This window comes from Acidovorax sp. (assembly GCF_034519795.1).
Taxonomy (GTDB): Bacteria; Pseudomonadota; Gammaproteobacteria; order Burkholderiales; family Burkholderiaceae_C; genus Acidovorax.
This window is the reverse complement of sequence record NZ_JAXHOB010000005.1, coordinates 19,094-42,278: the sequence shown is the minus strand read 5'-3', so window position 1 is coordinate 42,278 and position 23,185 is coordinate 19,094. Positions and strand designations below refer to the sequence as shown.

Sequence of the window (23,185 nt, the reverse complement as noted above, 5' to 3'; positions counted from 1 at the left end):
GAGGTTCTGAGGGGGGGGGGGGTGGGGGGGGGTCGTCAGGGACGAAGCTTCGCTGGATTCGGGAGCCGCGATCCACTGCATTAAGGCAGGGTCCTTCTGTCGACGTCGACTCCAGGAACGGCTTGGGCATCCAAGCCGAGGTGTCACGTTTCCTATTTTTCTTATTTTTATCATTTACTATTTTATTTTATTTTATCTTGTATTCATTTTATTTGTTTTGTTTGTACTTTGTTATCTATTCTTATACTTTTCTTTTGCTTGCGCGGGCGTGTTCCCGCCGTTAGACCGACGGAGGCCAGTTTTGTATTAGCCCATGGGGCAGACTCCCTAGGGGTCGTAGGAGACAACTCCAAGAAGGAGCCCGAGGCAGGCCAGACCGCTTGGGGCGGGGGTCCGAGGGGGGGGGGGGGGGGGGGGGGGGGGGGGGGGGCGGGGGGGGGCGGGGGGGGGGGGGCGGGGGGGGCGGGGGGGGGGCGGGGGGGGGGGGGGCGGGGGGGGGCGGGGGGGCGGGGGGGGGGGCGGGGGGGGGGGGGCGGGGGGGGGGCGGGGGGGGGGGGGGGGGGGGGGGGCCAGCAGGGGGGAGGGCGAAAAATGGCCTTTTTTAGGGTCCGAGGGGTATTTAGATGCCAAAGTTACACCGAAAAATGCATTTCTTAGTCCTCCCCGCGCCCCCCCTCCCCCCCTCCCCCCTCCCCCCTCCCCCCTCCCCCCTCCCCCCTCCCCCCCTCCCCCCCTCCCCCCCTCCCCCCTCCCCCCTCCCCCCCTCCCCCCTCCCCCCTCCCCCCTCCCCCCTCCCCCCTCCCCCCCTCCCCCCCTCCCCCCTCCCCCCTCCCCCCTCCCCCCTCCCCCCACCCCCCTCCCCCCACCCCCTCCCCCCCCCCCCCCCCCCCCTCCCCCCACCCCCCCCTCCCCCCTCCCCCCACCCCCCTCCCCCCCCCTCCCCCCTCCCCCCACCCCCCTCCCCCCCCCCCCCCTCCCCCCACCCCCCCCCCCCCCACCCCCCTCCCCCCACCCCCCTCCCCCCACCCCCCCTCCCCCCACCCCCCCTCCCCCCACCCCCCCACCCCCCCTCCCCCCACCCCCCACCCCCCCCCCCCCACCCCCCACCCCCCCACCCCCCCTCCCCCCCCCCCCCTCCCCCCACCCCCCTCCCCCCCTCCCCCCACCCCCCTCCCCCCTACCCCAGCCCTACCCACCCCACAGTAGTAGTAGTATATAGGGGTTTAGAGGTTCTGAGGGGGGGGGGGGGGGTCGTCAGGGACGAGGCTTCGCTGGTTTCGGGAGCCGCGATCCACTGCATCAAGGCAGGGGTCCTGATGTCGACTTCGACTATAGGAACGGCTTGGGCGTCTAAGCCGGGGTGTCCGGTTAGTAATCTAATAAGGGCATCCCCCTCCTACCCACCAATGTTCTCGAACACCTGCACCCACGGGTGCGTCCGGCCGAGTTCGGCGCTCTGCTCGCACCAGGTGTCGATGACTGCCGCCGATCGCTGCCAGCGACAGCTCGGGCAGCGTGCGGTCGTGTCGGGGAGAAGCAGATCACCCCGACTCGTCCCGTAGGCCGCCTCGATCTGGTTCGCCCCTCCCCCCCAGCGGGGGGAGGGTTGGGGAGGGGGCAACGGGCGGCAGGGCGCTTGGCTCGACGGCCTCCCCCTCTCCAGCCCTCCCTCTGCTGGGGGGAGGGGAGTCAGACGGGGGCATCAATGCGGCGTGGTCGTTCGTGAAGACAAACGTCCCGGTGTAATCCGGATTCACGTCCCCGCTGACCCGCGTGTTGCCCGCACAGAGATAACAGCCCGGATCGTGCGACGGCAGCACCGCGTCGGAGGCTTCCTCCTCTCCTGCTGCCCTTGCCACGGGCCGCTTGGCGCGGTGCGGCGAGACCAAGCACCCACTGGCCGGTCATGACTGCGGCGCTGGCACAGCCTGGGGCCCGACGCCAGCGGCCATGTCGTCCTGGCCGAGCTGGCCCACGTGCCGCGCATGGGCAAGGGCCGCATCAAGCGCCTGACGGCCACCGACAAGGATGGCGATGGCAAGCTGTCGTTCAAGGAGGTGGTGGAGGCCCGCATGGCCTACTACGACGCGGCCGATGCGGACAGCAACGACCTGCTGTCGGTGCCGGAGTGCGTGGCGTTTGAGAAGAAGCGGCGGGCCGCCAGGCCCTGAGCGAAGATATCCTTCAGAATGAACGACGGGGCTTCGCGGCCCCGTTTTCTGTTGTTCCTCTTGTTTTGCCCGCCAGGCATACGCCTGCCGCGCCGCTCACAAGTGCCCCTGCGCGGCCAGCAGCCACCAGAGGGCGCCCGCGCCGGACCACAGCGAGGCCGCTGCGAACAGCAGGGGGCGAATCGGCACGGGGCGCCAGAACACCAGGGCATATAGGCCGCCCACGGCAAACGGGGCGCAGGCCAGCACGGCGAGGCGCCCCTCGAGGGAGCCGACCAGCGGACTCCCCATGAACATCCACGCCAGGCCCGCGGCGCACAGCAGCAGCGCCAGGAACACCTTGGAAGCGCGTTGGCCCCGTGCCGCCCTCCTCTGGCCAGCCTGCTCAGCCCGGGCTTCCCATACCAACCCCGCCACGGGCGACAGAATCGCCATCGCCAGGCCCATACCACCGCTGAACCAGGGCACATGGGTGGCGAGGAAGACTGCCGCGACGACCCCGGCGACCAGCGACACCAGCACGCGCGGCGCCGCAAGCATGTCCAGGAGAGGGTCGAGCAGTTCATTCATGGGGTTTCACCGGGCTATGCGTGTGGGGAATGGCAGCCGAGATTGCGCGGCGGGCAGCATCAGGGACATTCTGCTCTGCTGGGCAGGCGAACCTCGCTGAAACGCATGTAGTGCAGGTTCCCTTGCGCTTCAAGACTGCCCGCCTCCACAAGCGCAATCACGCGCTGGGCGTAGTAGGCAACGGGTACATCGGGAAGTTCCTTGGAGAGTGCCAGCCAAGCTGTGCCGACAATGCGCGCAGACTTGCGCCACCACCCAGCTACACAGTCGGCCAGCAATTGCGCATCGATGCGCTGTATCTGCTCTGGCGTCAGGCGGTCAACGAGCTCCTGCTCCTCTGAATCGAGCAAAGTGTCGGGCTCGTCTTCCGTCGGGCTGCTCGTATCCAGCGCCGGATACTCCTGCACCAGGGGAGCGCGCAGGGAGGAAAGAACCTTGGCGATGACCTCGCGATAGCTGCGAAAGGCAGAACGCCGCTCCTCGTCGTCAGGGAGCGCCTGGATCACAGGCTCCGCTTCGGACAGCACGGCCAACGCGCGCTCATAGATCTCGTACAGCGCTGCTGCCTGTTCCTGCTTCATGTGCCGTCCAGTTCTGCTTGGGTTGCTTGGCCCCGCTGGGCACCTTTCCAGTGTAGTTCGGCGGAGCGACTCCATTCGGAAGCGCCAGACGGTTCACCCCATCGCGTGCACCAGCCCCCCACAACACCGCCACACCCGACAGCAACGCGCAGGCCGCAAAAGCCGTGTAGCCCCAGGGCATGGGCTGGCGGTTGCCCAGCGCCCAGAGAAAGGCGATGGGAAGCGGCGCCACGGCGACTGCCGCGGCACCGGCCCAGAGTGCGCCGGCCCACCAGCCGATCAGCCCGCCCCAGACCAGGCCGAGCAGGCACAGGCCGAGCGCGGCGATGGGGCGGGAGATGTTCAAGGGCTCGCCCTGCCAGGCGAAGTCCGCGGGTGTTCCGACGGGTGTGCTCACGGTCGCGGGCTTGCCCGTGGCAGTGGCCACGGCATCGGCGTGCCAAAGGATGCCGATGCCGGCGGCCCCCAGCACCAGCCAGATGCCCATGCCGCCCGTGAACCATGCAACCCACTGCGTGAGCGCCACGGCAGCCATCAGGCCCAGCAACAGGGGCAGTACCAGACGTCCGTAGCACCGGTCGGCAAGGGTGGCGACGAATCTGACCGGCTTGTCCATGGTTCGATCGCTCCTTCCTTCACCGGGTGCCAGCGGTGTAGGCATCCACAGACTCAAAGGGCAAGGGCTCGCCCTGCTGACAAAAATCCCAGTGCGGCGAATCTTTCATCGCGCGCACGGCGCGCTGCATGCGGTTGCGGGTGTAGCTGGGCCTGTGTGCTGCTGCCCACGGCCACTTGGGCGGCAACGAACAGCGGTGGCTTCTCGTGGCGCCACCGCGGCCGAAACGGCACAGCAGATTCAACGTGCCGCCGTCTGCTTCCACCAATTGGGCATGGCCGCCAGCACCTCGCCACCCGCCTTGAGGCTGTTGGCCAGCTCCAGTGCGGCGCTGCCAGGGGCCGTGGCGATGAGGTACCAGTTGCCCGTGGTGCCCAGCCGCTGGGTGACCGTCAGGCCCTTGGCCTGGGCCCAGGCACGCACCTGGGCGTCGCTCCAGTCGGGATTGAACTTCACGACCACGCCGCCGGGCAGCGCCATCAGCCGGCCTGCGGGGGAGTTGCCTTCGCGGTACACGGGCGAAATGTGCGTGCCGGCAGCGCCCCTGGCCACGCTCTGGCTGGCGGGCTGCAGCTGCACCAGGGGTGCGGGGCTGGCGCCCTCGCCCACGCTGCGCGCCTGTGCACTGCCGGTTTCAGGGACCGGAGTGATGACCGCGACCAGGCTGGTGTCGAGCGTGATGGTGCGCTGGGTGTCGCCGTCGAAGTAATGGGCCGTGGTGGCGGCCAGGGCGCCGGAGGCCACCGCGCTGGCGGCCAGGGCCATTGCGGCAAGGCGCAGGAGAGAGAAAGTGGGGAGCTTCATGGTGTGAGGCCTCGGCAGGTATTCGGTTAAATGGGGTGGTGTGCGATGGAACAGGGGGCGCTGCCCCTCAGTAGCCATAGGCCTTGATGCTCCAGGCCGAGACGCTGCCGGTCTCGCCCGTGCGGCCGTCGCGCACGGACAGGGTCCAGTTGCCGTCGGCGGCCTCGCCCATCAGGCGCGCGATGCCGAAGGTGAAGCCCGCTTCGAGGGCGGCGCCACAGGTGACGGCGTTGGCCGCCGTGTCCTTGCAATCGCGCACCACCGAAACCGTGCTGCGCGTGCCGGCAGGGCTGGTGAGCGTGATCTCCAGGTCGCCCACGTTGGTGTGGCTGGAGGTGATGGCCAGGTCCACGAATTCGAGCTTGCCGATGCCACTGCCCTGCAGCGTGAGGCTGCTGGTGGCGGTGGCGCCGTTGTCGGCAATGGCCACAGGGCTGCCCAGCGTGGCGGCCTGGGTGGCAGTTTTCTGCGCGGGCAGCAGCGCCCAGCCTGCGGCGGCGCGCACGGCGGCCAGCGCGTCGATGGCGCCGTAGCCGTACTCGTGGTTCACGTGCAGGCCGCCGCCGTTGGTGGCCCAGCCGGCGTTGGCGGGGTCGGTCTTGCGCGCGGTGCGGGCCAGGATGGCGCGCACATCGCGCCAGGTGAGCGCGGGGTTGGTCTCCAGCAGCAGCGCGGCCACGCCGGCCGCCTGCGGCGTGGCGGCCGAGGTGCCGTTCATGCAGCGCGTGTAGTTGGTGCTGCCCATGATGTCCTCGGGCTTGTTGCCGTCGTTGTAGCCGCCGGCGCCCGATACATCGGTGGTGGTGGTCGTCTGGGTGCTGCAGAACTCGCCGCCATAGGCCGTGACCAGCACGTTGGAGCCCGGCTCGGAGTAGGAGGAGCGCTGTCCCTGGTCGTTGAGCGCGCCAATGGCCAGCACGCCCTGGAAGTTGGCCTGGCCGTCGTAGTCCGAGCGGTCCTCGGGCGCACCGTTGCCCGCCGCCCAGGTGTAGATGGCGCCCTTGCCGCCCCGGCCCGTGCTGATGCCGGTGCGGATGGCGTCACGCCACAGCTCGTCGGCCGGGGCCAGCAGGCCATTGCTGTCGGCCGCGCCGTAGCTGTTGGTGTAGATGTGGTTGCTGGCCAGGTCCTTGGTCACCGCGTCGGCGCCGAAGGCACCGGTGGTGGCCGACAGCAGGTTGTAGCCCACCAGGCGCGCGTTGAAGGCCACGCCCGTCACGCCCAGGTTGTTGTTGCCGATGGCCGCCGCCAGGCCGCCGCAGCTGGTGCCGTGCGGGCTGGTGGACGATGATGGATCGCCATAGCCATTGGTGCGGTAGTCCCAGCTCTTGCCGGCCACCACGCGCAGGTCTTCGTGGAAGATGTCCAGGCCATCGTCGATCACCGCGATCTGCACGCCCGTGCCGGTGGCCAGCTGCCAGGCCTTGCCGATGTTGAGGTCTTCGCCCGCCAGGGCGGCCGGGCCGCCCGCGCCGCTCTGGCCGGTGTTCCTGAGGTGCCATTGGCGGCTGAACAGCGGGTCGTTGGGCACCAGGGCCGGCAGCGCACCGCCCCCGCCCACGCTGACCAGCCCGCCCACCGTGATCACCACGTCGTAGAAGGACTGGCTGCCCACCGTGAGGGTGGCAATGGTGAGCTGCCCGTTGGACGGGTTGAAGCTGTCATAGCTGCGGTTGGGCCCCGTAGCGCTGAAGCCCAGCACATTGCCCACGGTGATGACGACGTTGTCGTACTTGGTGTCCCCCACCACCAGGCTGCCGATGCGCACCTCGCTCGGGCGGTCGGGCGACCAGGTGGTGGCCGCACCGGCCAGCCCGCAGGCGGCCAGCAAGGCAGTGGCAAGCGCCAGGCGCGCAGGCCTGCCGATGGTGGATCGTGGAAGACGCATGGAAGACACCCCTGTTGGTTTTGAATTGATGGCGGCGGCGCTCGAACGTTGCACCGCCACACGATTATCGAAACCGCCCGGGGTTTGCACCAGCGAAATATGGCGGCGCGGCCCGATACCGCGCTGCAGCACGCCCTTGGCTGCACCCTTCTCTGGCCGCAGTGCACGCAGCAGTCTCCCGGAGCACCTGCTCCGGCTGCGCTTCGGCGGCCCGCATCAACCATCACCCATCAATGACTTTGGCGCTGAGCCCCTGCACCCGCCGCAGGACGAAATAGACCCCGTAGGCAGCCATGCACAGGCAGCACGAGATGATCGCGTGCAGCCAGAACATCGCCTGGAAGCCACCCCACCCCGTGAAATCCCGGGTCAGGCCCATTTCTCCCGCCATCCAATGGACGGCGGCCTGGGCCAGCGGAAACAGCACCAGCCCGCCCCGCATCCACGCCAGCGGGTCCAGCGTGCGAAAGCCAAACCAGATGCACAGGAATGCCATCCACTGCAGCAGCCACCCCATGGTCGCCAGCCCTTCGGGCTTGGGATACGGCGTTGCATACCACTGCACCGAAAAGGCCACGCTCGCCGTGGCCAGGGCGGCAAGCAGCAGGCAACGGGCGATCAGGCCCACGATGAATCCCAGGGACATATGCAAGCACCTCATGGAGACAGGGGCGCCCAGAGTAATGGCCGTGGCCCGCACCACGGGCACGGCGCTGTGCGAGAAGCCTGTGCTGCTACTCTGCGGAGCAGTTGGCGATACCTGTAGCGCTCGCCCCCCGCAGGTATGCGTCAGCGCAAAAAGGCAAGCCGCTGTCAAGGGGCATTCAGCGAATGCCGGCTGCCAACCGCCCTCCCAGCCCAACCAGCGCCACACCCGCAATCCGTGTGGCCAGGCGCCGGGCGCCGGGAAACGCCTTCAGCCGCACCGCCACCAGGTTGCCCACCAGCACCAGAGCGGTCTGGTAGGCCAGGCTCAGCACGGTGACGTGCAGCATCATCACTGCCAGCGTGGCGCCGGGGGCGCCGGGCTTGAGGAACAGCGGAAAGAACGCGACGAAGAACAGGATGACCTTGGGGTTGGTCAGGCTCACCAGCAAGGCGCGGCGAAAGTACACCCCCACCGCCTGCGGGCGCGCGGGCACTGCGCCTGCACCAACGGACTGGCGGCGCAGCAGTTGCACGCCCATCCAGCACAGGTAGGCAGCACCACACCACTGCAGCCCCTGAAAGGCCATTGGCTGCGCCTGCAGCAGCGCAGCCAGGCCGGCCGCTGCCGCCAGCATGAACAGGCCATCGCCCGCGAGGGTGCCGAGCACCGCAGCCATGCCCGCGCTGCGGCCGTCGCGCGCCGTGGCGTCGAGGATGGCGATGGTGCCAGCGCCGGGAACGGCCTGAAACACCAGGATGGCGGCGATGAAGCTGGCGTAATTCTGTATGTCGAACATGGTGCAAATGCGGCTGGGTTGGAGATACACGATCATCTGCCGCAAGAACCCCAGTGGTACAGTGGATTGCTACGGCCCATCGGGCCTGGACCCCGCTTTTTTCTGGTGAAACATGGCTCTGACAAGAACCCAGGCCCACGAGCTGGACGATGCCGCCTGGCGCCTGCTGGGCGCGCTGCAGCGTGACGCGCGCGCACCGCTGAAGATACTGGCCGAGGCGGCCGGCCTGTCCGTGGCCGCCACGGCGGAGCGGCTCAAGCGGCTGCAGGATGCGGGCATTGCGCAAGGTTTCACCGCGCAACTGGACGCCGCCAAGGCCGGCTACCCGGTGCAGGCCACCATCGGCATCACCGTGGCCCAGCCTGCCAAGAAGCCCCTGCTGGACCGGCTGCGCGCGGCCCCCGAAGTGCTGGAATGCCACCACGTGGCGGGCGCCGATTCGTATGTGATGACTGTGGTGGCCACCAGCCTGGCCGACCTGGAGCGCTTCATCGGCACCATCAACCAATACGGCGAGACGCGCACCTCCATCGTGTTCTCCACCCCCATCGCGCGGCGCGGCCTGGTGCCGCCGGGCACCACCAGGCGCGCGCCGTAGCCGCATGGGAAACCGCCCGCGCCCGCGTGGTACCGTGCGCCTTCGATCCACCTCCCCCGCAGGAAGAGACCCGGATGAACCAGCCCGCCCCGCATGAACCCCAGGCCCCCGCAGCAGCGCCGCCCGCGCTCTACGGCCACCCCTTCTCGTCGTACACGCAGAAGGTGCTGATCGCGCTGTACGAAAACGCCACGCCCTTCGAGTTTCGCGTGCTGGGGCCCGATGCGCCGCAGCACGCGGCCGCTTGGCTGGCAAAGTGGCCGCTGCGGCAGTTTCCGCTGCTGGTGGATGGTGCGCGCGACGTGGTGGAGACCAGCATCATCATCGAGTACCTGCAGCTCAAGCACCCGGGGCCTGTGCGCCTGATCCCCAGCGACCCGGTGGAGGCGCTCGACGTGCGCTTCATGGACCGGTTTTTCGACCTGCATGTGATGAACGCCATGCAGCTGGCCGTGAACGGCGCGCTCACGGGCGATGCGGTCAAGCGCCGGGACGGCATGGCCCTGGCCGTGGAAAAGCTCGACCGTGCCTACGCCTGGCTCGAAGGCCGGCTGGCTGGCCGCACCTGGGCCGCGGGCGAGCACTTCACGCTGGCCGACTGCGCAGCCGCGCCCTCGCTGTTCTATGCGGACTGGACGCACCCGATTGCCGAGCAGTACCCTGCGCTGCGCGCCTACCGTGCGCGGCTGCTGGCGCGCCCCTCGTTCGCGCGTGCGGTGGACGAGGCGCGGTACTTTCGTCCGCATTTTCCGCTGGGTGCGCCGGACCGGGACTGAGGCACGACACCATGAACACCACCAAGCACTCCCTGCCCGCCATCGACTGGCCCACCCTGCTTCGCCGGGCGCCGTTCTTCAGCGCCGCCATCATTAATGCGCTGTGCGAGGAGATGCCGCTCGGCCTGGCGCCGCCTGTGCGCGCCGTCTATGACTTCGACCTCTTCGACGCCCAGGCCTCCAACGGCGGTGTGGACCAGTACTTCCGCAACGTGCTGCTGGAGAGGGGCGGCGACCCCGGCCGGGTGCTGGCATCCATCGCCCACAACCCGGCGCTGGCGGATGCCCTGCCGTTCGTCGACGAGGTGCATGCCATCTGGCACGCAATCGCCCCAGCCTACGCCGCCGCGGCCGAGCGGGAGGACGAGGACGGTGATGATGACGAGGATGCTGCCCCCAGCTGCGACGCCATCCTGGCCCCGTATGCCGAACGCGTCGAGGCCTGGCAGCAGCGCTTCTTCGCGGCCCACCATGCCATCCGCCAGGCGCTGGAGGCCGACGTCGTGCGCGCCTTTTCCATCGAGGCCGTGCGCGGCCTGCGCGGGTACGGCATAGAGCATGTGGTGCTCGACGATGGCGCGTACCGCCTGCGTTTTGACGATGGTTTCCCGCTAGGGCCGAACACGCTGGAGAACGAGGACGGTAGCTGCGACGTGGTCTGGTTCTCGCGCGACCGCACGCTGCTGCAGGCCGAAACACCAGAACGTGTTCACGCTCTTTGCGGGGCCGCGTTGGGGCGCAATCGGGACGAGTGGATGCTTCGGATGCGCCGCATGGGCTCGCGCCCATGCAAGCAGCCGGGGCGTCTAACCGCCCGATTTCGCCCCAACCCTTCGGGCAAGTGCCTTGCCGGGCGGTCTGGTGGAGCTGCTGAGCCTGGGCGACGGCATGCGCCAGTGGCGCGAAGGCATGCTGGTCGACGGCTACCTGCACGGCCCCGTGGTGCGCATGGCCAGCCACCTGGACGGCAGCGGTGCGCACGAGACTGAGCGCAGGATGTTTGACCACGGACACGCCCAGGACTGATGACGATGCGCAGCAGCACCGACGAGGCCCTTGCCCAACTGGGGCAGTGGCTGGCCCACCCGGGCAACCAGGCCACCTTGCTGACGCGCTCGGAGCGCGCGCTGGCCGACTATGCGCAGTTGCCCGTAAGGCGCTTTTCCAACGCGCACACCGAAAAAGCTGCGGGCTATGTGCGCTCGCCCTCCACGGTGTGCATGGGCACCCTGGGCTTCTGGCTGCAGGCCGAGGCCATCCATGCATGGACGGCCAAGGGAACGGACCCGGGCCCTGCCTGGAGCCGCGCCGCAGCCTGGCGTTTGTGGGGCATGGCGGTGCAGTGCGCCCGGCTGGAGGGTGGGGAGATCACCCAACCGCACATCCTGAGCCACCAGGCCGCCGGGGTGCTGTACCTGCTGGCCGCCCTGGGCGACCGCCTGCGCTGCGCGCAATGGGGCCGGCGCATGCTGGCGCTGCACAGCGCCGGCCACCTGCTGGATGCGGGCTCCAAGTCCGGGCCGTTTGCACTGTCGCTGCTCACGCACTGGCTTACGCCTGTGGCGGCCCAGCCCGTCAGCGCCTTCTGCATGCCGGGCATGGTGGACACCTCGGGCGCATGCGCGGCTTATCAGGGGCTGATTGACCATGTGCACACCGACAGTGGCTCGCCCGCGTTGGCCGCTGCCCTGAGCGCTGCAGCCGAGGCGCACCAGCGCGAGACCCGTGTCACGACCGATGAGGAGACCTTCGATTTCGACACCTTCCACGACATGGTTGTGGCCATGGAGCTGCTGGGCTGGGTGCGCATTCGCATCTGGCTGGGCCATGCGCCGCCGCCCCACTGGCCAGCACCGCCGCTGCATGCCGCCAGCGCCTTGCCGGCCGGTTGGTGGGGCGTGGAGCGGCCCATCGACACCAGCGACCCGCTGCTCGCGCGCGTGATGCACCGCGTGCAGCAGGTGCTGCCCGGGCGCGAGATGCTGGCGCGCGAATTTGCACCATGGCCTGAACCGGCGCCCCCATGAACGTCATCGACCATGAGACCGCCAGTTGGTTCCTCGTGCAGCACGGGGATGCGCTGCTGCTCGTCGTGCACTGCAGCCACAGCTTTGTCTCGTACGCCGTGCTCTACCGCCCGCGCCCCAGCCAAAGCGCCACCGGCAGGGCCAGCGCCTCGGCCACAAAGCCCAGCGGCGCCCACATGGTGTACCAGCCCAAGATGCGGAGGTCGCGCACGCCCAGTGCGCGCACCAATCCGGCGGGCCCGTGGGCCATCAGCAGCGCGGTGAAGGCGATGCCCACCACCACCAGCAGGCTGGCGGCCCGCCAGGGCCGCAGGCCCAGGCGCTCGCCAAAGCGCTGGTGCAGGGCATACAGCACCATCAGGCCCAGCACCACGGCGGGCGCCACCAGCCACAGGCCGAGCAGGATGAGTTCGGTGGGGTCGATGGTCATGCGGCGGCTCGTGTGCGGGCAGGCCAGGCGGGCCCATGGAGTCGTCTTCTAGAACGCATCCTTGTACATGGTGGTGGCCAGCTCCAGGGCCAGCGCCTTGCCGCCCACGGCGCTGAGCACGTTGGCCATGTCCTCGGAGGTATCGGCGTAGAACCAGTCGATGGTGAAGCGCAGGGTGCGGCCCAGTTGCTGCTCGCCCGCCACCATGGGGGGCTGGCCCAGGGTGCGCAGCTGCATGTTCTCGCCCAAGCGCGACTGTTCGCGCACCCACCACGACAGGAATTCCGCGGCGCGCAGCCCCGATTCGTTGCGCTGGATGCGGAATTCCAGCGACAGCAGCACCTCGTTCTCCAGCGCGCCGCCTGATCGGCGCAGCGCGGCAATCGGCAGGTCGGCATGCGGGCCACCGGGCTGCGACAGGTCGGCCAGCGCCACCTCGGGCAGGTAGGTGTTGTCCAGCTGCGCCCGGGTCACGCCCGGTATGGCGGTCAGCGCGGCGATCAGGCGCACCACTTCTGCGGGGGCGTCCTGGTCCGGCTCCGCCGGCTCTCCAGAGTCGCCAAGCCCCGCAGGTTGTGTGGTGTCGGCATATTCGCCGAGCGCTGCGCGTTGCGTGGTTTCCAACGGATCGTTGGGGTCGATGGGCTCGGTCATCGCAAAGTCTTGTGGATGGGAAAAATGGACACGGTGAATGGATTGTCGGCGCGGCTGGCAGCGATTTGGGGCCTTTGGCCCTCAGCCACCCCACTCCGGCACCTCGACGCCAAAGGCATCGGCCGCAAAGGCCTGGGCCTCGTCGAGCGTGGCAAACCAGTGGTCGGCGGCCAGCTGGCCGTCGAGCGACGCGCACACCAGCAGGCAGCCGCTGCCGCCGTCATCGGTGATCTCCAGGCGGAAATCCACGTCCGCCGAGCCCGGTGTGCCATCGTCCGCCAGGGACCAACTGCCATCGGGGTCGACGGCGATCAGGAGGGTGCGGCTGGGGATCAAGGCGTGGATGGGCATGGATGAACGGGCGAAAGCGGATGTTGATTGGGATGCAGGGCCAGCCCGCATTGTCACTTGGTCGGCGGCAGCAGGCACCACAAAAGGCCTGCGCACCCTACCCTTCGACCTGTTGTGCATCCCTGATGCCCCGCACGATGGCCTCCACATACGGATCGTGCAGCCCGCGCTCGCGCAGCGCCTGGTCGAGCGAGAGCACGTAGTCGATATTGGGCCCGAACACGCCCTTGGCCACTGCCACCAGGCGGGCCACGGTTTCGGCGCAGGCATCGTGCTCATGCTGCGGGTGCTCGGGGTTGGCGACGAAGGTGATGGCGGTGACGGACTGGCCGTTTTCCAGTTGCACGGGCTGCCAGCGCGGCAGGTAGCCACCACCGGTCATCTCGCGCGTCCATAGCATGCGCACCTCGCCCTGGGCCTCGGCCTCGGGCAGGCGCAGGGCCACGCCTTGCACAAAGCCCCCGGGCATGAGCGACAGCACGCGCCCCGGCCGCTCGGGGCTGCCGCGGCCCGAGATGGAGCGCAGGCAAAAACTGCGGTGCCAGCCCTGCAGTGTGGCCGTGTGCTGCGCCTCGAACGGCATCAGCGGGTTCCAGATCAGCGAGCCGTAGCCGAACACCCAGGCAGGCCCTTCGGGGCGGCTGGCCCAGGCGTGGGCAAAGGACGCCTCCACCCGCTCGTCAGACCACCATGCCGGGTGGGCGTCCATGTTCATGCGGTTGCGGAAACTGCCGTTGCTGAGGTTCTCGCGGGTGAGGATGGTCATCTTCAGTCAAAACGCCCAAGGTGGGTCAAGTTTGCCATGATGGTCGCAATTGGAGGCCAGGCCACGCCAGCCAATCTGTAACCGGCGGCGCACTCCATGGCCTACACGAACGGCCAGCACGAAGCCAGCGATGTTCCGCCACAACACTTGGCATTGCGCAGAGTGAACAGGGGGCATGGTTCGTTGAGTGGCCCGGCATCTGAGGACTTCTGCCCGCCTGCCATCAAGGCCTGGTAGGACGCGGCGCAGGTCAGAAGCCGGCGCCGCAACAGACTCAACCCAGCCAGCAGGCCACAGCGCTCGATGGCACGCCGCGCGAATTGCGAGCACGAGGCATGTCCGGTGCGCGCGCGGTGGGCGCAGCAAAAGCCCTTGTACGGGGAGACATAGCGCTGGTAGGCACCAATGGCCGCAACGGCTGCAGATGCGGCGGAGGTGGAGTGCTCAGGCATCTGCAGGATGCTGTCTTTCTGCGGACCGGGTCCGCAAGCCTTCCGGAAACGGCGGCTTTACCCCGGCAATGGCGTAGACGTCGCGCCATACAGGCGTGTCTTCAGGGTCGAGCCACACATCGCCGAGCAGTTTCTTGAACACATCACACGTTGCCGCTTGTCGGGCCGCACGCTCAATGAACAACGGGCCGTGGGCGGTCAGCAGGTCTTCCAGCAGCAAAGCCGACAGAACTTGCAGAACCTGCTGCGGCGGCTTGCGGGCAATGACGGCAAGAATGAACTGCCACGCCATCTCGGGCGCTTCATCGGGCAGGGACATCACCTCCAGCATCAGGGGCTGACGGGCCTGGTATTGCGCGGAGTCAACACCGCCATGGGACTGGCCGATGATCCACTCATCAACAAGGTGGTCGAGTTGAGTCATGGGCACCGAATGGCAACCCACGGCGCCGACACCGAGTTGCCGATGAAAACGAAGAGCGTTGTGCAGATCACCATCTATGCCCGTACTGTAGACGCAGTATCGCCCTGGGTGAAGTCCTGCACTGCACACTCACCAATGGATACCTTTCACCGAGACCCCGCTCCCATGCCGCAATCGCCTGCACGGATAATCGTGAAGTCCGCAAGGTGCAGCAAAGCACGGTATCCCTGGCGCATCCCCCCTGGCCAGCGCAGCCTTTTCTCTACAAACGCCCCACCAGTTCCCCATCCATGCCCCAGGCCTTCCGCAACACCTTCCTCACCCTGCGCGACCTGATCCTGTCTGCCGGCCCGCTGGCCTTTCTGGCCGTGGGCCTGCTGATCGCCGCCTACTGGTGGCTCAACCCCAACCCGCCCAAGACGGTGACGCTGGCCACAGGCCCCGCGCAAAGCGCGTACGAAGAGTTTGGCAAGCGCTACCAGAAGGCGCTGGCGGCCGATGGCATCGAGGTGGTGCTCAAGCCCAGCGCGGGCTCATCGCACAATTTGCAATTGCTGCGCGATGGCGAGGCCGACCTGGCCTTTGTGCAGGGCGGCACGGCCGAGCTGCTGCCCGATGACCCGGACAACCTGGCATCGCTGGGCAGCCTGTTCGTCGAGCCCATCTGGCTGTTCTACCGCGCCGAATCGGCCCTGCGCGTGAACGCTGCGGGCCGGCTGGACAGCCTGCGCCAGTTGCGCGGCCTGCGCGTGAACGTGGGGTCCGAAGGCAGCGGCGTGCCGCGCCTGATGGAGCAACTGCTGGAGGCCAACCGCGTGGAGCCCAAGCAGGTGCGCCTGTCGCAGCTGGAGCAGACGCCGGCCACCGTGGCTTTTCTCGACGGCAAGCTCGATGCCCTGGTGTTCGCCTCGGCCCCCGAGTCGCTGATGGTGCAGATGCTGCTGCAGACCCCTGGCGTACACCTGATGGACTTTGCCCAGCACGAGGCGTATGCGCGGCGCTTTCCGTATCTGACGCCCGTGACCCTGCCGCGCGGCGTGGTCGACCTGGCCAGCAACATCCCGCCGCTGGACGCGCGCCTGGTGGCCACCACCACCTCGCTGCTGGCGCGCGACGGCACCCACCCTGCCCTGCTCACGCTGTTTGCGCAGAACGCGCAGAAGCTGCACGGCGGCGCCAGCTGGTTCAACCGCGCGCGCGAGTTCCCCAGCACCCGCCACAGCGAACTGCCCATCGCCAAGGAGGGCGAGCGCGCCATCAACGAGCCCGTGCCCATGATGCAGCGCTATCTGCCCTTCTGGATCGCCAACCTTATCGACCGCATGTGGCTGGTGATGGGTTTGCTGATCGCCGTGCTGCTGCCCCTGTCGCGCATCGTGCCGCCGCTGTACCAGTTCCGCGTGCGCTCGCGCGTGTTCCGCTGGTACGGCCGCCTGCGCGAGATCGAGGACACGCTGGAGACCAACCCCGCCGGCCACCCCGAGATGCTCAAGGCCCTGGATGCGCTGGAGGCGCAGGTGGAGAAGATCAGCGTGCCGCTGTCGTATGCGGACGAGCTGTATGCGCTGCGCAACCATATTCAGATGGTGCGCAGGAAGTTGCTGCGGGTGCAGGCGGGGGATGCGCCCGTGCCAGAACCTGCCGCATTGGTCTCCGACAAGGTGCAGTCCGCCAGCTGATGGGCTTGGCGGCCTCTCTCCTGCCGACAGTGCGTTGGCGGGCGAAGCCGGCCGGGACCGGGCGGCGGGAGATCATCCCGGCACGCCCAGGGCGTTGTCGATGCCATTGCTGCGCAGCCAGACCGGGTCGGTCTTCCACAGGTGCTCGCGGCCTTCATAGGCCTCGTCTTCGCGCAGTTCCGCACCACTGCCTTCGCGCCAGTTCAGGTGGCCCAGGTGCATGAACCAGGTCTGCACACGCGGGGCCTGCACACTGCCCTGCACGCAGGCATAGCTGCGGCCTTCGTGGTCGGCCCGGTCCGGGTCGTCATGGCTGGCCGTGGCCAACACGGCGCGCGAGGCCACCAGGTCGCCGGTGATCCAGGCTAGTCCACTGAAACCGAGAAATCGGCTGTGCGTGAGGGTCTGGCAGGGCCGCAATCTAGGCGCTGGGCGCAGCCGGGTTGCACACCCGGCGAGCACGGCAACGACGAGTGCGGCCCTGCCAGACCCTCACCCTTCGGGCCGGGGTAGCAGCGGGTGCATCGCGGCGTTGCGGGCTTTGCCAAGGCGGCCAGCCTTGGCCGCAGCCCGCGCCTTGCGCTGCATCCCCCTGCCACCCCGGCGCACAGCCGATTTCTCGGTTTCAGTGGACTGGGCCCTGCCAGAACTCGAACGCGCCGCAGCGCACGCTGCCGAACACGAACAGCGCCTGGCAGCCACGCGTGTCGATGCGCGGTGCCTGCAGGTCGCCGTTGACGACCACGGTGCAGGCGCGCTCCAGCAGTTCATCCAGCGGCGTGGCGGTGCCGTCCATGTGGCCGCGCCGCTTGGCGCCAGCGGCCATGGCGTCGAAGGGCTCGTCCAGGCGGGTGTCGCCATCGAACACCAGGGCCATCAGCGGGCCGTCCGCATGGGGCGAACCGAAGGGGTGGACCATGGTGTCTTGCATCGTATCGAAGCGGCCATCGCGATGGAACAAGGCCTCCAGGCCAAACTCGGCGATGGCTGCGCTCAATTGGATGAGGCGATGGTGTGCAGGGATCATAGGGGGGCACCTGGCAGAACAACTGGTCCAGTGGATTGGGTTGCAGCGCCGATCGTCGCTGGCTTGGATCATGCATGCGTTGTAGCGCACCCCCTGGGCGGGCAGAGCCTCCAGCGCCTGCGCCCGGGCACCGTTTCGTGAAATAGTTGCCTGTTCTACGCCTGGGGACATGGCGCCCCTTGATGGTGAAAGCACCCGATGCGCGCGCAGTTGACCGCGCCAGTGTCACCCAGCCAAGCCGCGGGGGCAAGCGACCTGGTGGGCCTGCGAGCACCCCGGTTGGGCGATTGACAAGGCGCTATGCACCCGATGGAACCGCGCTCACCGCGCCATGCGGCGTTGCTCGTCCTTGCGCACAACAGTGCGCCGCGTCCTCACGCCTTGCCTGGCACGCCGATCACGGCACCCTCGGGCGCATTCAACTGCCGCATCCAGGGTCGCTCTCCTTGTCGTAGTACTCCGGGTAGCACAGGTTGAAGGTCACCTCGGGTGATGGTGGTGGTGCCCGTGGTGGGGTTGGTGGTTTCGTTGGTGGTTTCGTTGGTGAAGCGCTTGGAGCCCAGGGTGGGCTGTTCGTCGCCGAAGAAGCTGTAGGCCCATTGCCAGGCCACCTGGCCGTCTGGGGGCAAAAGGCAAGACCTGACCCCTTCATCCGTCCGGGGTGCTGGAGGCGTCCACGCAGGTGCCGGTGGTCACACGTTCCAAGCGTTCTTCGCTGTCGTATTGGAAGTTGCGTAATCAACCGGGATGCGGCATCTAGTCAACAATTTTTTTTCGCCCCCATCCCGATTTAACATTTTCTCGCTCCGCCTCCCAATCGGGCTGCAAATCTAACAGACTTTCAAGCGTTGGGTCCTTATTTAGAACGTGCCCCATACCAACAACTCTATATGATTTTGCACTATTTTCATGATCATCACCGCATAGAAAACACCAATCACCATCAGGCCTGCTCACCAACAAAATTGGTCGAGCATTTTCAAAAACGTGAATGCATACATATGATTTTAAATGAAAATTCATTTTTTAGGCACCCATTCTTCCGGAAATAGCTTATTACCTTTTGATCTATTGCAAGTTCTACAGCTATCCAATACGTTACCTATATCAGAACCACCACCTCGCGACCATGGACGTTCATGGTCAAACTCGCGAGAATTTCCATGTCCCGGCTCAGTAGTTAGCACATCGCCGCAGTATTGACACCGAATATTATCTTCTTCATCAGTAGCTTGAAGATCTGACTCATCGCGAGTTTCCTTATTTGGGCGCCTGGAAAACATCTCATTGATACCGGGCGACAACGCATCCCATGTCTTCTTGCATGCGTCTGCAAGAACCAGTCCGGTGGTCGTAACAACAGTTGCGCACATCACGGGGTTCAACAGGCAGGCCGCCGCAGCGGGAGCCACCAACCCTTTGGGATCTGTCCAGCGCAACGGATTCCCGTTTACATACCCAAACCGATTGAACCCACCCTCCAACCCAATAGGATCCGCCTGCGTATACCGCCCCCGCTCCGCACTGTAGCTCCTGAAGTAGTTGTAGTGCAGGTTGCTTTCTTTGTCGTAGTACTGCCCCGGATAGCGCAGGTTGAAGGTCACCTCGGGGATGCTGGTGCTGCCAGTGGTGGGGCTGGTGGTTTCGTTGGTGAAGCGCTTGGCTCCCAGGGTGGGCTGCTCGTCGCCGAAGGCGGTGTAAGCCCATTGCCAAGCCACCTGGCCGTCGGGTTGGGTGAGCTTGCGCGGGGTGTTCAGGTGGTCGCTGTGCACGGCATAGGCGACGCCATTGACGATGGCGGCAATGGGCATGGGGCCGTTGGCCGTGGGCAGGTAGATGTACTGGGTGGTGCCGCTGCTGTTGCTGCCGCCCATGCCGTATTCGCCCAGCAGGGTGCCGTCGGTGCCGTAGACATATGCGAAGCCGAGCTTTTGCGCGTCACTGCTGCCGGGGCTCCACAGGCGGGTGAAGAATTCATACGCGGTCTGGATGAAGCCTTTGTCTTGTTCCTTTTCCGCTTGCCCTTCCTGGTCTTCGGGGTCGGCCAGCAGGTTGTTGAGGTTTTTGCCGCTGGTGGTTCCACCTGATCCGCTACCGCTGGTGAACAGCGGTTCGGTCTTGAACACGCGCTGGCCCAGGGCGTTGTGGGCGTACTGGGTGCTGGGGGCGTCTGTGCCCGTGCCGGTGGTGACTTTTTCCAGGCGTTCCTGGCTGTCGTACTGGAACGTGCGCAGGCCGTCGTTCAGCAGGTCGCCGGCGGCGTTGTACTGGTAGGTGACGCTGGTGCTGGCGGTGCTGGCACCTGTCTGCGTTTGGCTGAAACCGGTCTGGCGGTTGGCGGTGAGGGTGTAGGTGCGGTTGGTGGTGGTGCCTGCGCGCTGTTGGCTGCTGGTGGTGCGGTTGCCGTTGGCGTCGTAGGCGTAGGTGACGGTGTGGGCGGGGGTGCCAGCCGCGACGGTTTTGGTGAAGCCGGTGATGCGGCCTGCACGGTTGTAGGTGACTGTCCAGGTGGCGGGGGCCTGAGTGACCGTGCTGGCTTGCCCGTCGGTGCTGGCGGGCTGCATCAGCGATTGGGTCAGGCTGGTGATGCGGCCTGCGGCGTCGTAGATGTAGCTGCTGAACTCGGTGGCGGTCAGTTGGCCTGCGGTGTTGTAGCTGCGGGTGGCCGGGATGGCCGCCGATGCGCCGGGCAGGTTCCAGCTCCAGCCGGTGGGCTGGCCCAGGGGGCTCCAGGTGATGCCGCTGACGATGGGCTGGCCGGCCCAGGTCAGGCCGGTGAGCTGGCCGGTGGCGTCGTAGACGTTCTGCAGGACCTGGCCGCCCGGGTAGGTGGTGGAACTCAGCAACCCCGTGGTGGCGTGGTAGCTGTAGGCCAGGGTGCGGGTGTCGTTGTTGATGAGCTTCTGGGTCTGACTCACCACCCGGCCGTGCAGGTCGCGCTGGTAGGTGGTGGTGCCGCTGGCGTCTTCGATCTCGCTGAGGTAGCCCTTGCTTGCCGGGGTCTGGTCGTAGCGCAGGGTGGTGGTGCCACCGGGGTGCGTGATCGACGTGGGGCGGCCGAGGAGGTCGCGGGTGATGGTCGTTGCCTGGCCCAGGGCATTGGTGATGCTGCTGGGCAGGCCCAGGGCGTCGTATTGGGTGGTTTCGCTGCCGCTGTCGGGGCTGGATTCGCTGGTGGCGTTGCCCAGGGCGTCGCGGGTGTAGGCGGTCACGACCCCATTGAAGTCGGAAACCCTGGTGACTGCATCCAGCGCATCGTAGGAAATCGTGGCGCGCGCATTTTCGGAGCTGTCGATATGCTCCACGCGGTGCAGGCCATCTCGGATGTAGACGGTGGTGCCCTCAAAATCATTGCTTGCGGCCCATACATCCCCATTGTTGTTGATGCTGTACCGCTGAGGGCTTTGAGTCCCAACGGCCTCGGCTGTCACACGGTTCATGGAGCTGATGGTCTTGGACAGTTGCCAAGCAAGCTGGCCCTGGCCATTGCGCACTTGCTCACTGGTGCGATTGCCCATGTTATCGAGCACATAGGTTCCCGAGTTGCCCCGGTTGTCACTCCAGCCGGTCACGCGGTGGGCCGCGTCGTAGGTGTAGGTCACGCTGTGGCCATGGGAAAAAGTGGCTGTCGCCACTTTTTCAGCAGGCGTGTAGGTGAACGTAGTCAATTGCCCTCCACTGCTGCTTGTTAGCAGACGACCACGACTGTCGTAGGTGTAGGCAGTCACCAAGCCGTTGGGAGCGGTATGGGTAAGCACCCTGCCCCCTGCGTCGTAGGTGTAGCCATCCACATGGCCTATGGCATTGGTGCGCAGCGTGAGGTTGCCGAGCGTGTCATATGCATAAGTGACTACTCCACCATTGGGAGCGGTTTCAGTGGACACGAGCCCCGCAGCATCGTAGGTCCATTCCGTGGTACGGGCAGTGCCCACGGCGCCTGTCTCGGCAACAGACTGGCTTAGCTTGTTGCCGGCACTATCGTAGGTATAACTAATAGTCTGCACGGAATTGGATACCGACATAGGCAGCGGCAAGTCTGCATGCCAAGTGGTGGTGGTGGTGCGCGCCTCCGGTCTGCCATAAGCTTCTGTCACGCTCAAAGGCAGCCGCCGGGCAGTATCCCATTGGTAGGTGGTATAGACATTATGAAAATCGCCTTCCCAAGCGATCAGTCCAAAGTCATTTTGCGTTCGGGTTTGCGCATAAGGTCTGTTGGTTGCAGGGTGCGCGCTGCTCCCGGTGACGGCAAAATACCCGTTCTTGCTACTGTAGCTGTAACTTCTGCCCTGCCCCAACGGATCGATGACATAAGCGGACGAGCCAAGACTCGGGTAAGAAACTGAATATTTATTGGCACCACCCGCATACTCTGTGCTTACTGCAAGACCCGACTGATCGTACGAAAATGTGGCAAATCTCTGGCCCTGAACACTTATACCCGTAAGAAAATTTGCACTAAAGCTGCTCTCATAGTGGTAGCCTCTGGTTACTCCATCTGCATAGGTCACGGTTTGGAGCCTGCCATTCGCATCAAATGCGTAATTTACAGGACTTCCATCGGATGGAACGACACTGGTGAGCTTGCCCGTACCGTCATAGTTAAAATCCAGAGTTCGCCCAAAATTATTTCGAACTTGCTTTAGCCGCTTGTTCGAATCGTAGGCGTACTGGGTTTTCCAGCCATTTCTTTGATTGACAGACTCCAGCAGCTGATTTTTGAATACAAAAAGCGCCCCGTCAGAAGTCCTGCGCAACTGGAGTTCATCCCCAATCTGAGAAAACACATCATTGCCACCGAGCACGCGCCACGGGCCAGGATTGGGGCCAAACGTATCTCTGACCAAAACCTGTTCCCCTCCGCCAGGCAAAGCCATCTGGAGCGTGTTCTCGTTCACCTTCTTTAAGAATGAATGATGATTATGGCGCCAAGCAGCACCCAACCCTGAATTCTCATTTTCAGATTTTCTAACCCAGTCACTATGAAATAGCCGAACCATCTGCAAGCCATCTATGGACGTATTGGCGTAATCCACCTCCGCCTGAGCCTTGTCTCCCGTGAAAGGGAAAATGGGATTGCCGAATTGACCGCCATCGGCATTGGGTCCAGAATTATTCGAAAAATCCCATTGCGGGGCACTCCCCCCTTGGGAATTATCATTCCGACAGCTAGGTGGATTTTGCCGCGGCGGCTTAGCAGCAACAAATCGCGCACACCATACCTGCATCGCAGCAGTATCGTACTCCAGAGCCCATTGCATACCTGCTGGCAAATCGCTCTGATCACATTCGGCATGGGCTGTAATTTCCCTTGTCGTACGCGTATCCGTCCAATCGGGCGTAATACGTTTCATATCCCACATATAAGAGCCAGCTACACCATTGTATATGGGGTAACCAGGCTCAGGCCTTACATTCGATGCCTCATAGGTTATATTTGGCCCATTCCATGATGCATACTTTTCCTTGACACTTGCAAAAGCGCCAACCAAAGTATCAAAGCGAGTTTCCCAGTGACTAGCCCCGCTTGCCGTCGTATAATAAATTTTCGGATTTTTTTTAATTTTCACGTCTTCAGCATGCGAATTTTCTTGCATGCAAAAACAAAAAATCATCACCAAAAAAATCCGAAAACGATATTTCACAAAAACTCCCTCAATTATTATTTTATCTTGCCCATCGGCATTGATACTCATGGCAGACAATCGGCAATCAAAAACTCAGGCTATCATCGTGCATTAGCCCATCAAAACGCCTCACCTATTTGGGGGAAAGGATCTTGGTGTTGCTTGAGCGCCGCAAGGGCAGGCCTCCGGTCGATAGAGAGTTCAATCTTCGGGGCCTAGCAGGCTGAAGAAATACCTCCCGCTCAGCCAGCCCAGCAGTCCAACCCCGGTAAGCTCACCAGCCCCTCCCACATCGCTTGACC

The 23,185-nt window shown here is 65.5% G+C and carries 24 protein-coding genes; 6 read left to right on the top strand and 18 right to left on the bottom strand.

What is annotated here, in order from left to right; translation table 11 throughout:
• Positions 1–1,541 precede the first annotated feature (1,541 nt).
• The gene (locus U5N23_RS05895; RefSeq protein WP_322591893.1) at positions 1,542–1,859 is read right to left on the bottom strand and encodes a hypothetical protein; all 318 of its coding nucleotides are present in this window, start codon (positions 1,857–1,859) and stop codon (positions 1,542–1,544) included.
• A gap of 126 nt (positions 1,860–1,985) precedes the next feature.
• Between U5N23_RS05895 and U5N23_RS05890 the strand changes: the two genes are divergently transcribed.
• Complete coding sequence (locus U5N23_RS05890) at positions 1,986–2,171, top strand: hypothetical protein (RefSeq protein ID WP_322591892.1); 186 nt, start codon at positions 1,986–1,988, stop codon at positions 2,169–2,171.
• Positions 2,172–2,267: 96 nt separating this feature from the next.
• Here U5N23_RS05890 and U5N23_RS05885 read toward each other — a convergent pair whose 3' ends face one another.
• The 7 genes from U5N23_RS05885 to U5N23_RS05855 form a co-directional block, all read right to left on the bottom strand.
• Positions 2,268–2,741: a hypothetical protein gene (locus U5N23_RS05885; protein WP_322591891.1), complete on the bottom strand. Its 474-nt coding sequence runs from the start codon at positions 2,739–2,741 to the stop codon at positions 2,268–2,270.
• Between the two features lie 59 nt (positions 2,742–2,800).
• Positions 2,801–3,322 carry a DUF3658 domain-containing protein gene (locus U5N23_RS05880; RefSeq protein ID WP_322591890.1) on the bottom strand — a complete coding sequence of 174 codons (522 nt, stop codon included), beginning with the start codon at positions 3,320–3,322 and terminating at the stop codon, positions 2,801–2,803.
• On the bottom strand, positions 3,282–3,938 hold the full coding sequence (locus U5N23_RS05875) for a hypothetical protein (RefSeq protein WP_322591889.1): 657 nt from the start codon (positions 3,936–3,938) through the stop codon (positions 3,282–3,284). Before U5N23_RS05875 ends, U5N23_RS05880 begins: the two co-directional genes overlap by 41 nt.
• Before the next feature lie 240 nt (positions 3,939–4,178).
• The gene (locus tag U5N23_RS05870) at positions 4,179–4,742 is read right to left on the bottom strand and encodes a S8 family serine peptidase (protein WP_322591888.1); all 564 of its coding nucleotides are present in this window, start codon (positions 4,740–4,742) and stop codon (positions 4,179–4,181) included.
• Between the two features lie 67 nt (positions 4,743–4,809).
• Positions 4,810–6,630 carry a S8 family serine peptidase gene (locus U5N23_RS05865; RefSeq protein ID WP_322591887.1) on the bottom strand — a complete coding sequence of 607 codons (1,821 nt, stop codon included), beginning with the start codon at positions 6,628–6,630 and terminating at the stop codon, positions 4,810–4,812.
• A gap of 223 nt (positions 6,631–6,853) precedes the next feature.
• A complete protein-coding gene (locus U5N23_RS05860) occupies positions 6,854–7,258 on the bottom strand; it encodes a hypothetical protein (protein WP_322591886.1) in 405 nt (134 codons plus the stop codon).
• Between the two features lie 196 nt (positions 7,259–7,454).
• Entirely contained in the window at positions 7,455–8,075 is a 621-nt protein-coding gene (locus U5N23_RS05855) for a LysE family transporter (RefSeq protein ID WP_322591885.1), read from the bottom strand.
• A gap of 112 nt (positions 8,076–8,187) precedes the next feature.
• Here U5N23_RS05855 and U5N23_RS05850 point away from each other — a divergent pair, with 112 nt between their 5' ends.
• From U5N23_RS05850 to U5N23_RS05835, 4 genes are all read left to right on the top strand, one after another.
• Positions 8,188–8,673, top strand: coding sequence for an Lrp/AsnC family transcriptional regulator (locus U5N23_RS05850; RefSeq protein ID WP_322591884.1), 486 nt, complete (start codon positions 8,188–8,190; stop codon positions 8,671–8,673).
• Between the two features lie 74 nt (positions 8,674–8,747).
• Positions 8,748–9,449, top strand: coding sequence for a glutathione S-transferase family protein (locus U5N23_RS05845; RefSeq protein WP_322591883.1), 702 nt, complete (start codon positions 8,748–8,750; stop codon positions 9,447–9,449).
• Between the two features lie 11 nt (positions 9,450–9,460).
• Entirely contained in the window at positions 9,461–10,438 is a 978-nt protein-coding gene (locus tag U5N23_RS05840; protein ID WP_322591882.1) for a hypothetical protein, read from the top strand.
• Positions 10,439–10,480: 42 nt separating this feature from the next.
• Positions 10,481–11,476 (top strand): hypothetical protein, encoded by a 996-nt coding sequence (locus U5N23_RS05835; RefSeq protein ID WP_322591881.1) that lies wholly within the window; start codon positions 10,481–10,483, stop codon positions 11,474–11,476.
• Between the two features lie 103 nt (positions 11,477–11,579).
• Here U5N23_RS05835 and U5N23_RS05830 read toward each other — a convergent pair whose 3' ends face one another.
• From U5N23_RS05830 to U5N23_RS05810, 6 genes are all read right to left on the bottom strand, one after another.
• Positions 11,580–11,906 carry a hypothetical protein gene (locus tag U5N23_RS05830; protein WP_322591880.1) on the bottom strand — a complete coding sequence of 109 codons (327 nt, stop codon included), beginning with the start codon at positions 11,904–11,906 and terminating at the stop codon, positions 11,580–11,582.
• Positions 11,907–11,954: 48 nt separating this feature from the next.
• Positions 11,955–12,560, bottom strand: coding sequence for a hypothetical protein (locus tag U5N23_RS05825; RefSeq protein WP_322591879.1), 606 nt, complete (start codon positions 12,558–12,560; stop codon positions 11,955–11,957).
• A gap of 81 nt (positions 12,561–12,641) precedes the next feature.
• A complete protein-coding gene (locus tag U5N23_RS05820) occupies positions 12,642–12,911 on the bottom strand; it encodes a hypothetical protein (RefSeq protein ID WP_322591878.1) in 270 nt (89 codons plus the stop codon).
• Between the two features lie 97 nt (positions 12,912–13,008).
• Positions 13,009–13,677, bottom strand: coding sequence for a gamma-glutamylcyclotransferase (locus U5N23_RS05815; RefSeq protein WP_322591877.1), 669 nt, complete (start codon positions 13,675–13,677; stop codon positions 13,009–13,011).
• Positions 13,678–13,778: 101 nt separating this feature from the next.
• Positions 13,779–14,129, bottom strand: coding sequence for a membrane protein insertion efficiency factor YidD (gene yidD / locus U5N23_RS33070; RefSeq protein WP_416208578.1), 351 nt, complete (start codon positions 14,127–14,129; stop codon positions 13,779–13,781).
• Positions 14,122–14,553 (bottom strand): DUF6869 domain-containing protein, encoded by a 432-nt coding sequence (locus tag U5N23_RS05810; protein ID WP_322591876.1) that lies wholly within the window; start codon positions 14,551–14,553, stop codon positions 14,122–14,124. Before U5N23_RS05810 ends, yidD begins: the two co-directional genes overlap by 8 nt.
• 290 nt (positions 14,554–14,843) lie before the next feature.
• Between U5N23_RS05810 and U5N23_RS05805 the strand changes: the two genes are divergently transcribed.
• Positions 14,844–16,232, top strand: coding sequence for a TAXI family TRAP transporter solute-binding subunit (locus tag U5N23_RS05805; protein WP_322591875.1), 1,389 nt, complete (start codon positions 14,844–14,846; stop codon positions 16,230–16,232).
• Positions 16,233–16,304: 72 nt separating this feature from the next.
• On the opposite strand, the gene U5N23_RS05800 is transcribed toward U5N23_RS05805, so the two are convergent.
• The 4 genes from U5N23_RS05800 to U5N23_RS05785 all read right to left on the bottom strand — a co-directional run bounded on the left by U5N23_RS05800 (position 16,305) and on the right by U5N23_RS05785 (position 22,952).
• Positions 16,305–16,652: a hypothetical protein gene (locus U5N23_RS05800; protein WP_322591874.1), complete on the bottom strand. Its 348-nt coding sequence runs from the start codon at positions 16,650–16,652 to the stop codon at positions 16,305–16,307.
• A gap of 205 nt (positions 16,653–16,857) precedes the next feature.
• Complete coding sequence (locus tag U5N23_RS05795) at positions 16,858–17,259, bottom strand: hypothetical protein (RefSeq protein ID WP_322591873.1); 402 nt, start codon at positions 17,257–17,259, stop codon at positions 16,858–16,860.
• A 374-nt stretch (positions 17,260–17,633) separates the two neighbouring features.
• Complete coding sequence (locus tag U5N23_RS05790; RefSeq protein WP_322591872.1) at positions 17,634–17,888, bottom strand: hypothetical protein; 255 nt, start codon at positions 17,886–17,888, stop codon at positions 17,634–17,636.
• A gap of 390 nt (positions 17,889–18,278) precedes the next feature.
• Positions 18,279–22,952, bottom strand: a complete 4,674-nt coding sequence (locus U5N23_RS05785; RefSeq protein ID WP_322591871.1) for an RHS repeat-associated core domain-containing protein — start codon at positions 22,950–22,952, stop codon at positions 18,279–18,281.
• Between the last annotated feature and the right edge of the window lie 233 nt (positions 22,953–23,185).

Excerpts from the sequence above, each read along its gene's own strand:
- U5N23_RS05880 (WP_322591890.1), bottom strand. The coding sequence starts at position 3,322 with ATGAAGCAGGAACAGGCAGCAGCGCTGTACGAGATCTATGAGCGCGCG.
- U5N23_RS05855 (WP_322591885.1), bottom strand. The coding sequence starts at position 8,075 with ATGTTCGACATACAGAATTACGCCAGCTTCATCGCCGCCATCCTGGTG.
- U5N23_RS05845 (WP_322591883.1), top strand. The coding sequence starts at position 8,748 with ATGAACCAGCCCGCCCCGCATGAACCCCAGGCCCCCGCAGCAGCGCCG.
- U5N23_RS05885 (WP_322591891.1), bottom strand. The coding sequence starts at position 2,741 with ATGAATGAACTGCTCGACCCTCTCCTGGACATGCTTGCGGCGCCGCGC.
- U5N23_RS05890 (WP_322591892.1), top strand. The coding sequence starts at position 1,986 with ATGGGCAAGGGCCGCATCAAGCGCCTGACGGCCACCGACAAGGATGGC.
- U5N23_RS05850 (WP_322591884.1), top strand. The coding sequence starts at position 8,188 with ATGGCTCTGACAAGAACCCAGGCCCACGAGCTGGACGATGCCGCCTGG.
- U5N23_RS05830 (WP_322591880.1), bottom strand. The coding sequence starts at position 11,906 with ATGACCATCGACCCCACCGAACTCATCCTGCTCGGCCTGTGGCTGGTG.
- U5N23_RS05840 (WP_322591882.1), top strand. The coding sequence starts at position 9,461 with ATGAACACCACCAAGCACTCCCTGCCCGCCATCGACTGGCCCACCCTG.
- U5N23_RS05865 (WP_322591887.1), bottom strand. The coding sequence starts at position 6,630 with ATGCGTCTTCCACGATCCACCATCGGCAGGCCTGCGCGCCTGGCGCTT.
- U5N23_RS05875 (WP_322591889.1), bottom strand. The coding sequence starts at position 3,938 with ATGGACAAGCCGGTCAGATTCGTCGCCACCCTTGCCGACCGGTGCTAC.
- yidD (WP_416208578.1), bottom strand. The coding sequence starts at position 14,129 with ATGCCTGAGCACTCCACCTCCGCCGCATCTGCAGCCGTTGCGGCCATT.
- U5N23_RS05820 (WP_322591878.1), bottom strand. The coding sequence starts at position 12,911 with ATGCCCATCCACGCCTTGATCCCCAGCCGCACCCTCCTGATCGCCGTC.
- U5N23_RS05805 (WP_322591875.1), top strand. The coding sequence starts at position 14,844 with ATGCCCCAGGCCTTCCGCAACACCTTCCTCACCCTGCGCGACCTGATC.
- U5N23_RS05825 (WP_322591879.1), bottom strand. The coding sequence starts at position 12,560 with ATGACCGAGCCCATCGACCCCAACGATCCGTTGGAAACCACGCAACGC.
- U5N23_RS05785 (WP_322591871.1), bottom strand. The coding sequence starts at position 22,952 with ATGAGTATCAATGCCGATGGGCAAGATAAAATAATAATTGAGGGAGTT.
- U5N23_RS05795 (WP_322591873.1), bottom strand. The coding sequence starts at position 17,259 with ATGATCCCTGCACACCATCGCCTCATCCAATTGAGCGCAGCCATCGCC.
- U5N23_RS05870 (WP_322591888.1), bottom strand. The coding sequence starts at position 4,742 with ATGAAGCTCCCCACTTTCTCTCTCCTGCGCCTTGCCGCAATGGCCCTG.
- U5N23_RS05835 (WP_322591881.1), top strand. The coding sequence starts at position 10,481 with ATGCGCAGCAGCACCGACGAGGCCCTTGCCCAACTGGGGCAGTGGCTG.
- U5N23_RS05815 (WP_322591877.1), bottom strand. The coding sequence starts at position 13,677 with ATGACCATCCTCACCCGCGAGAACCTCAGCAACGGCAGTTTCCGCAAC.
- U5N23_RS05810 (WP_322591876.1), bottom strand. The coding sequence starts at position 14,553 with ATGACTCAACTCGACCACCTTGTTGATGAGTGGATCATCGGCCAGTCC.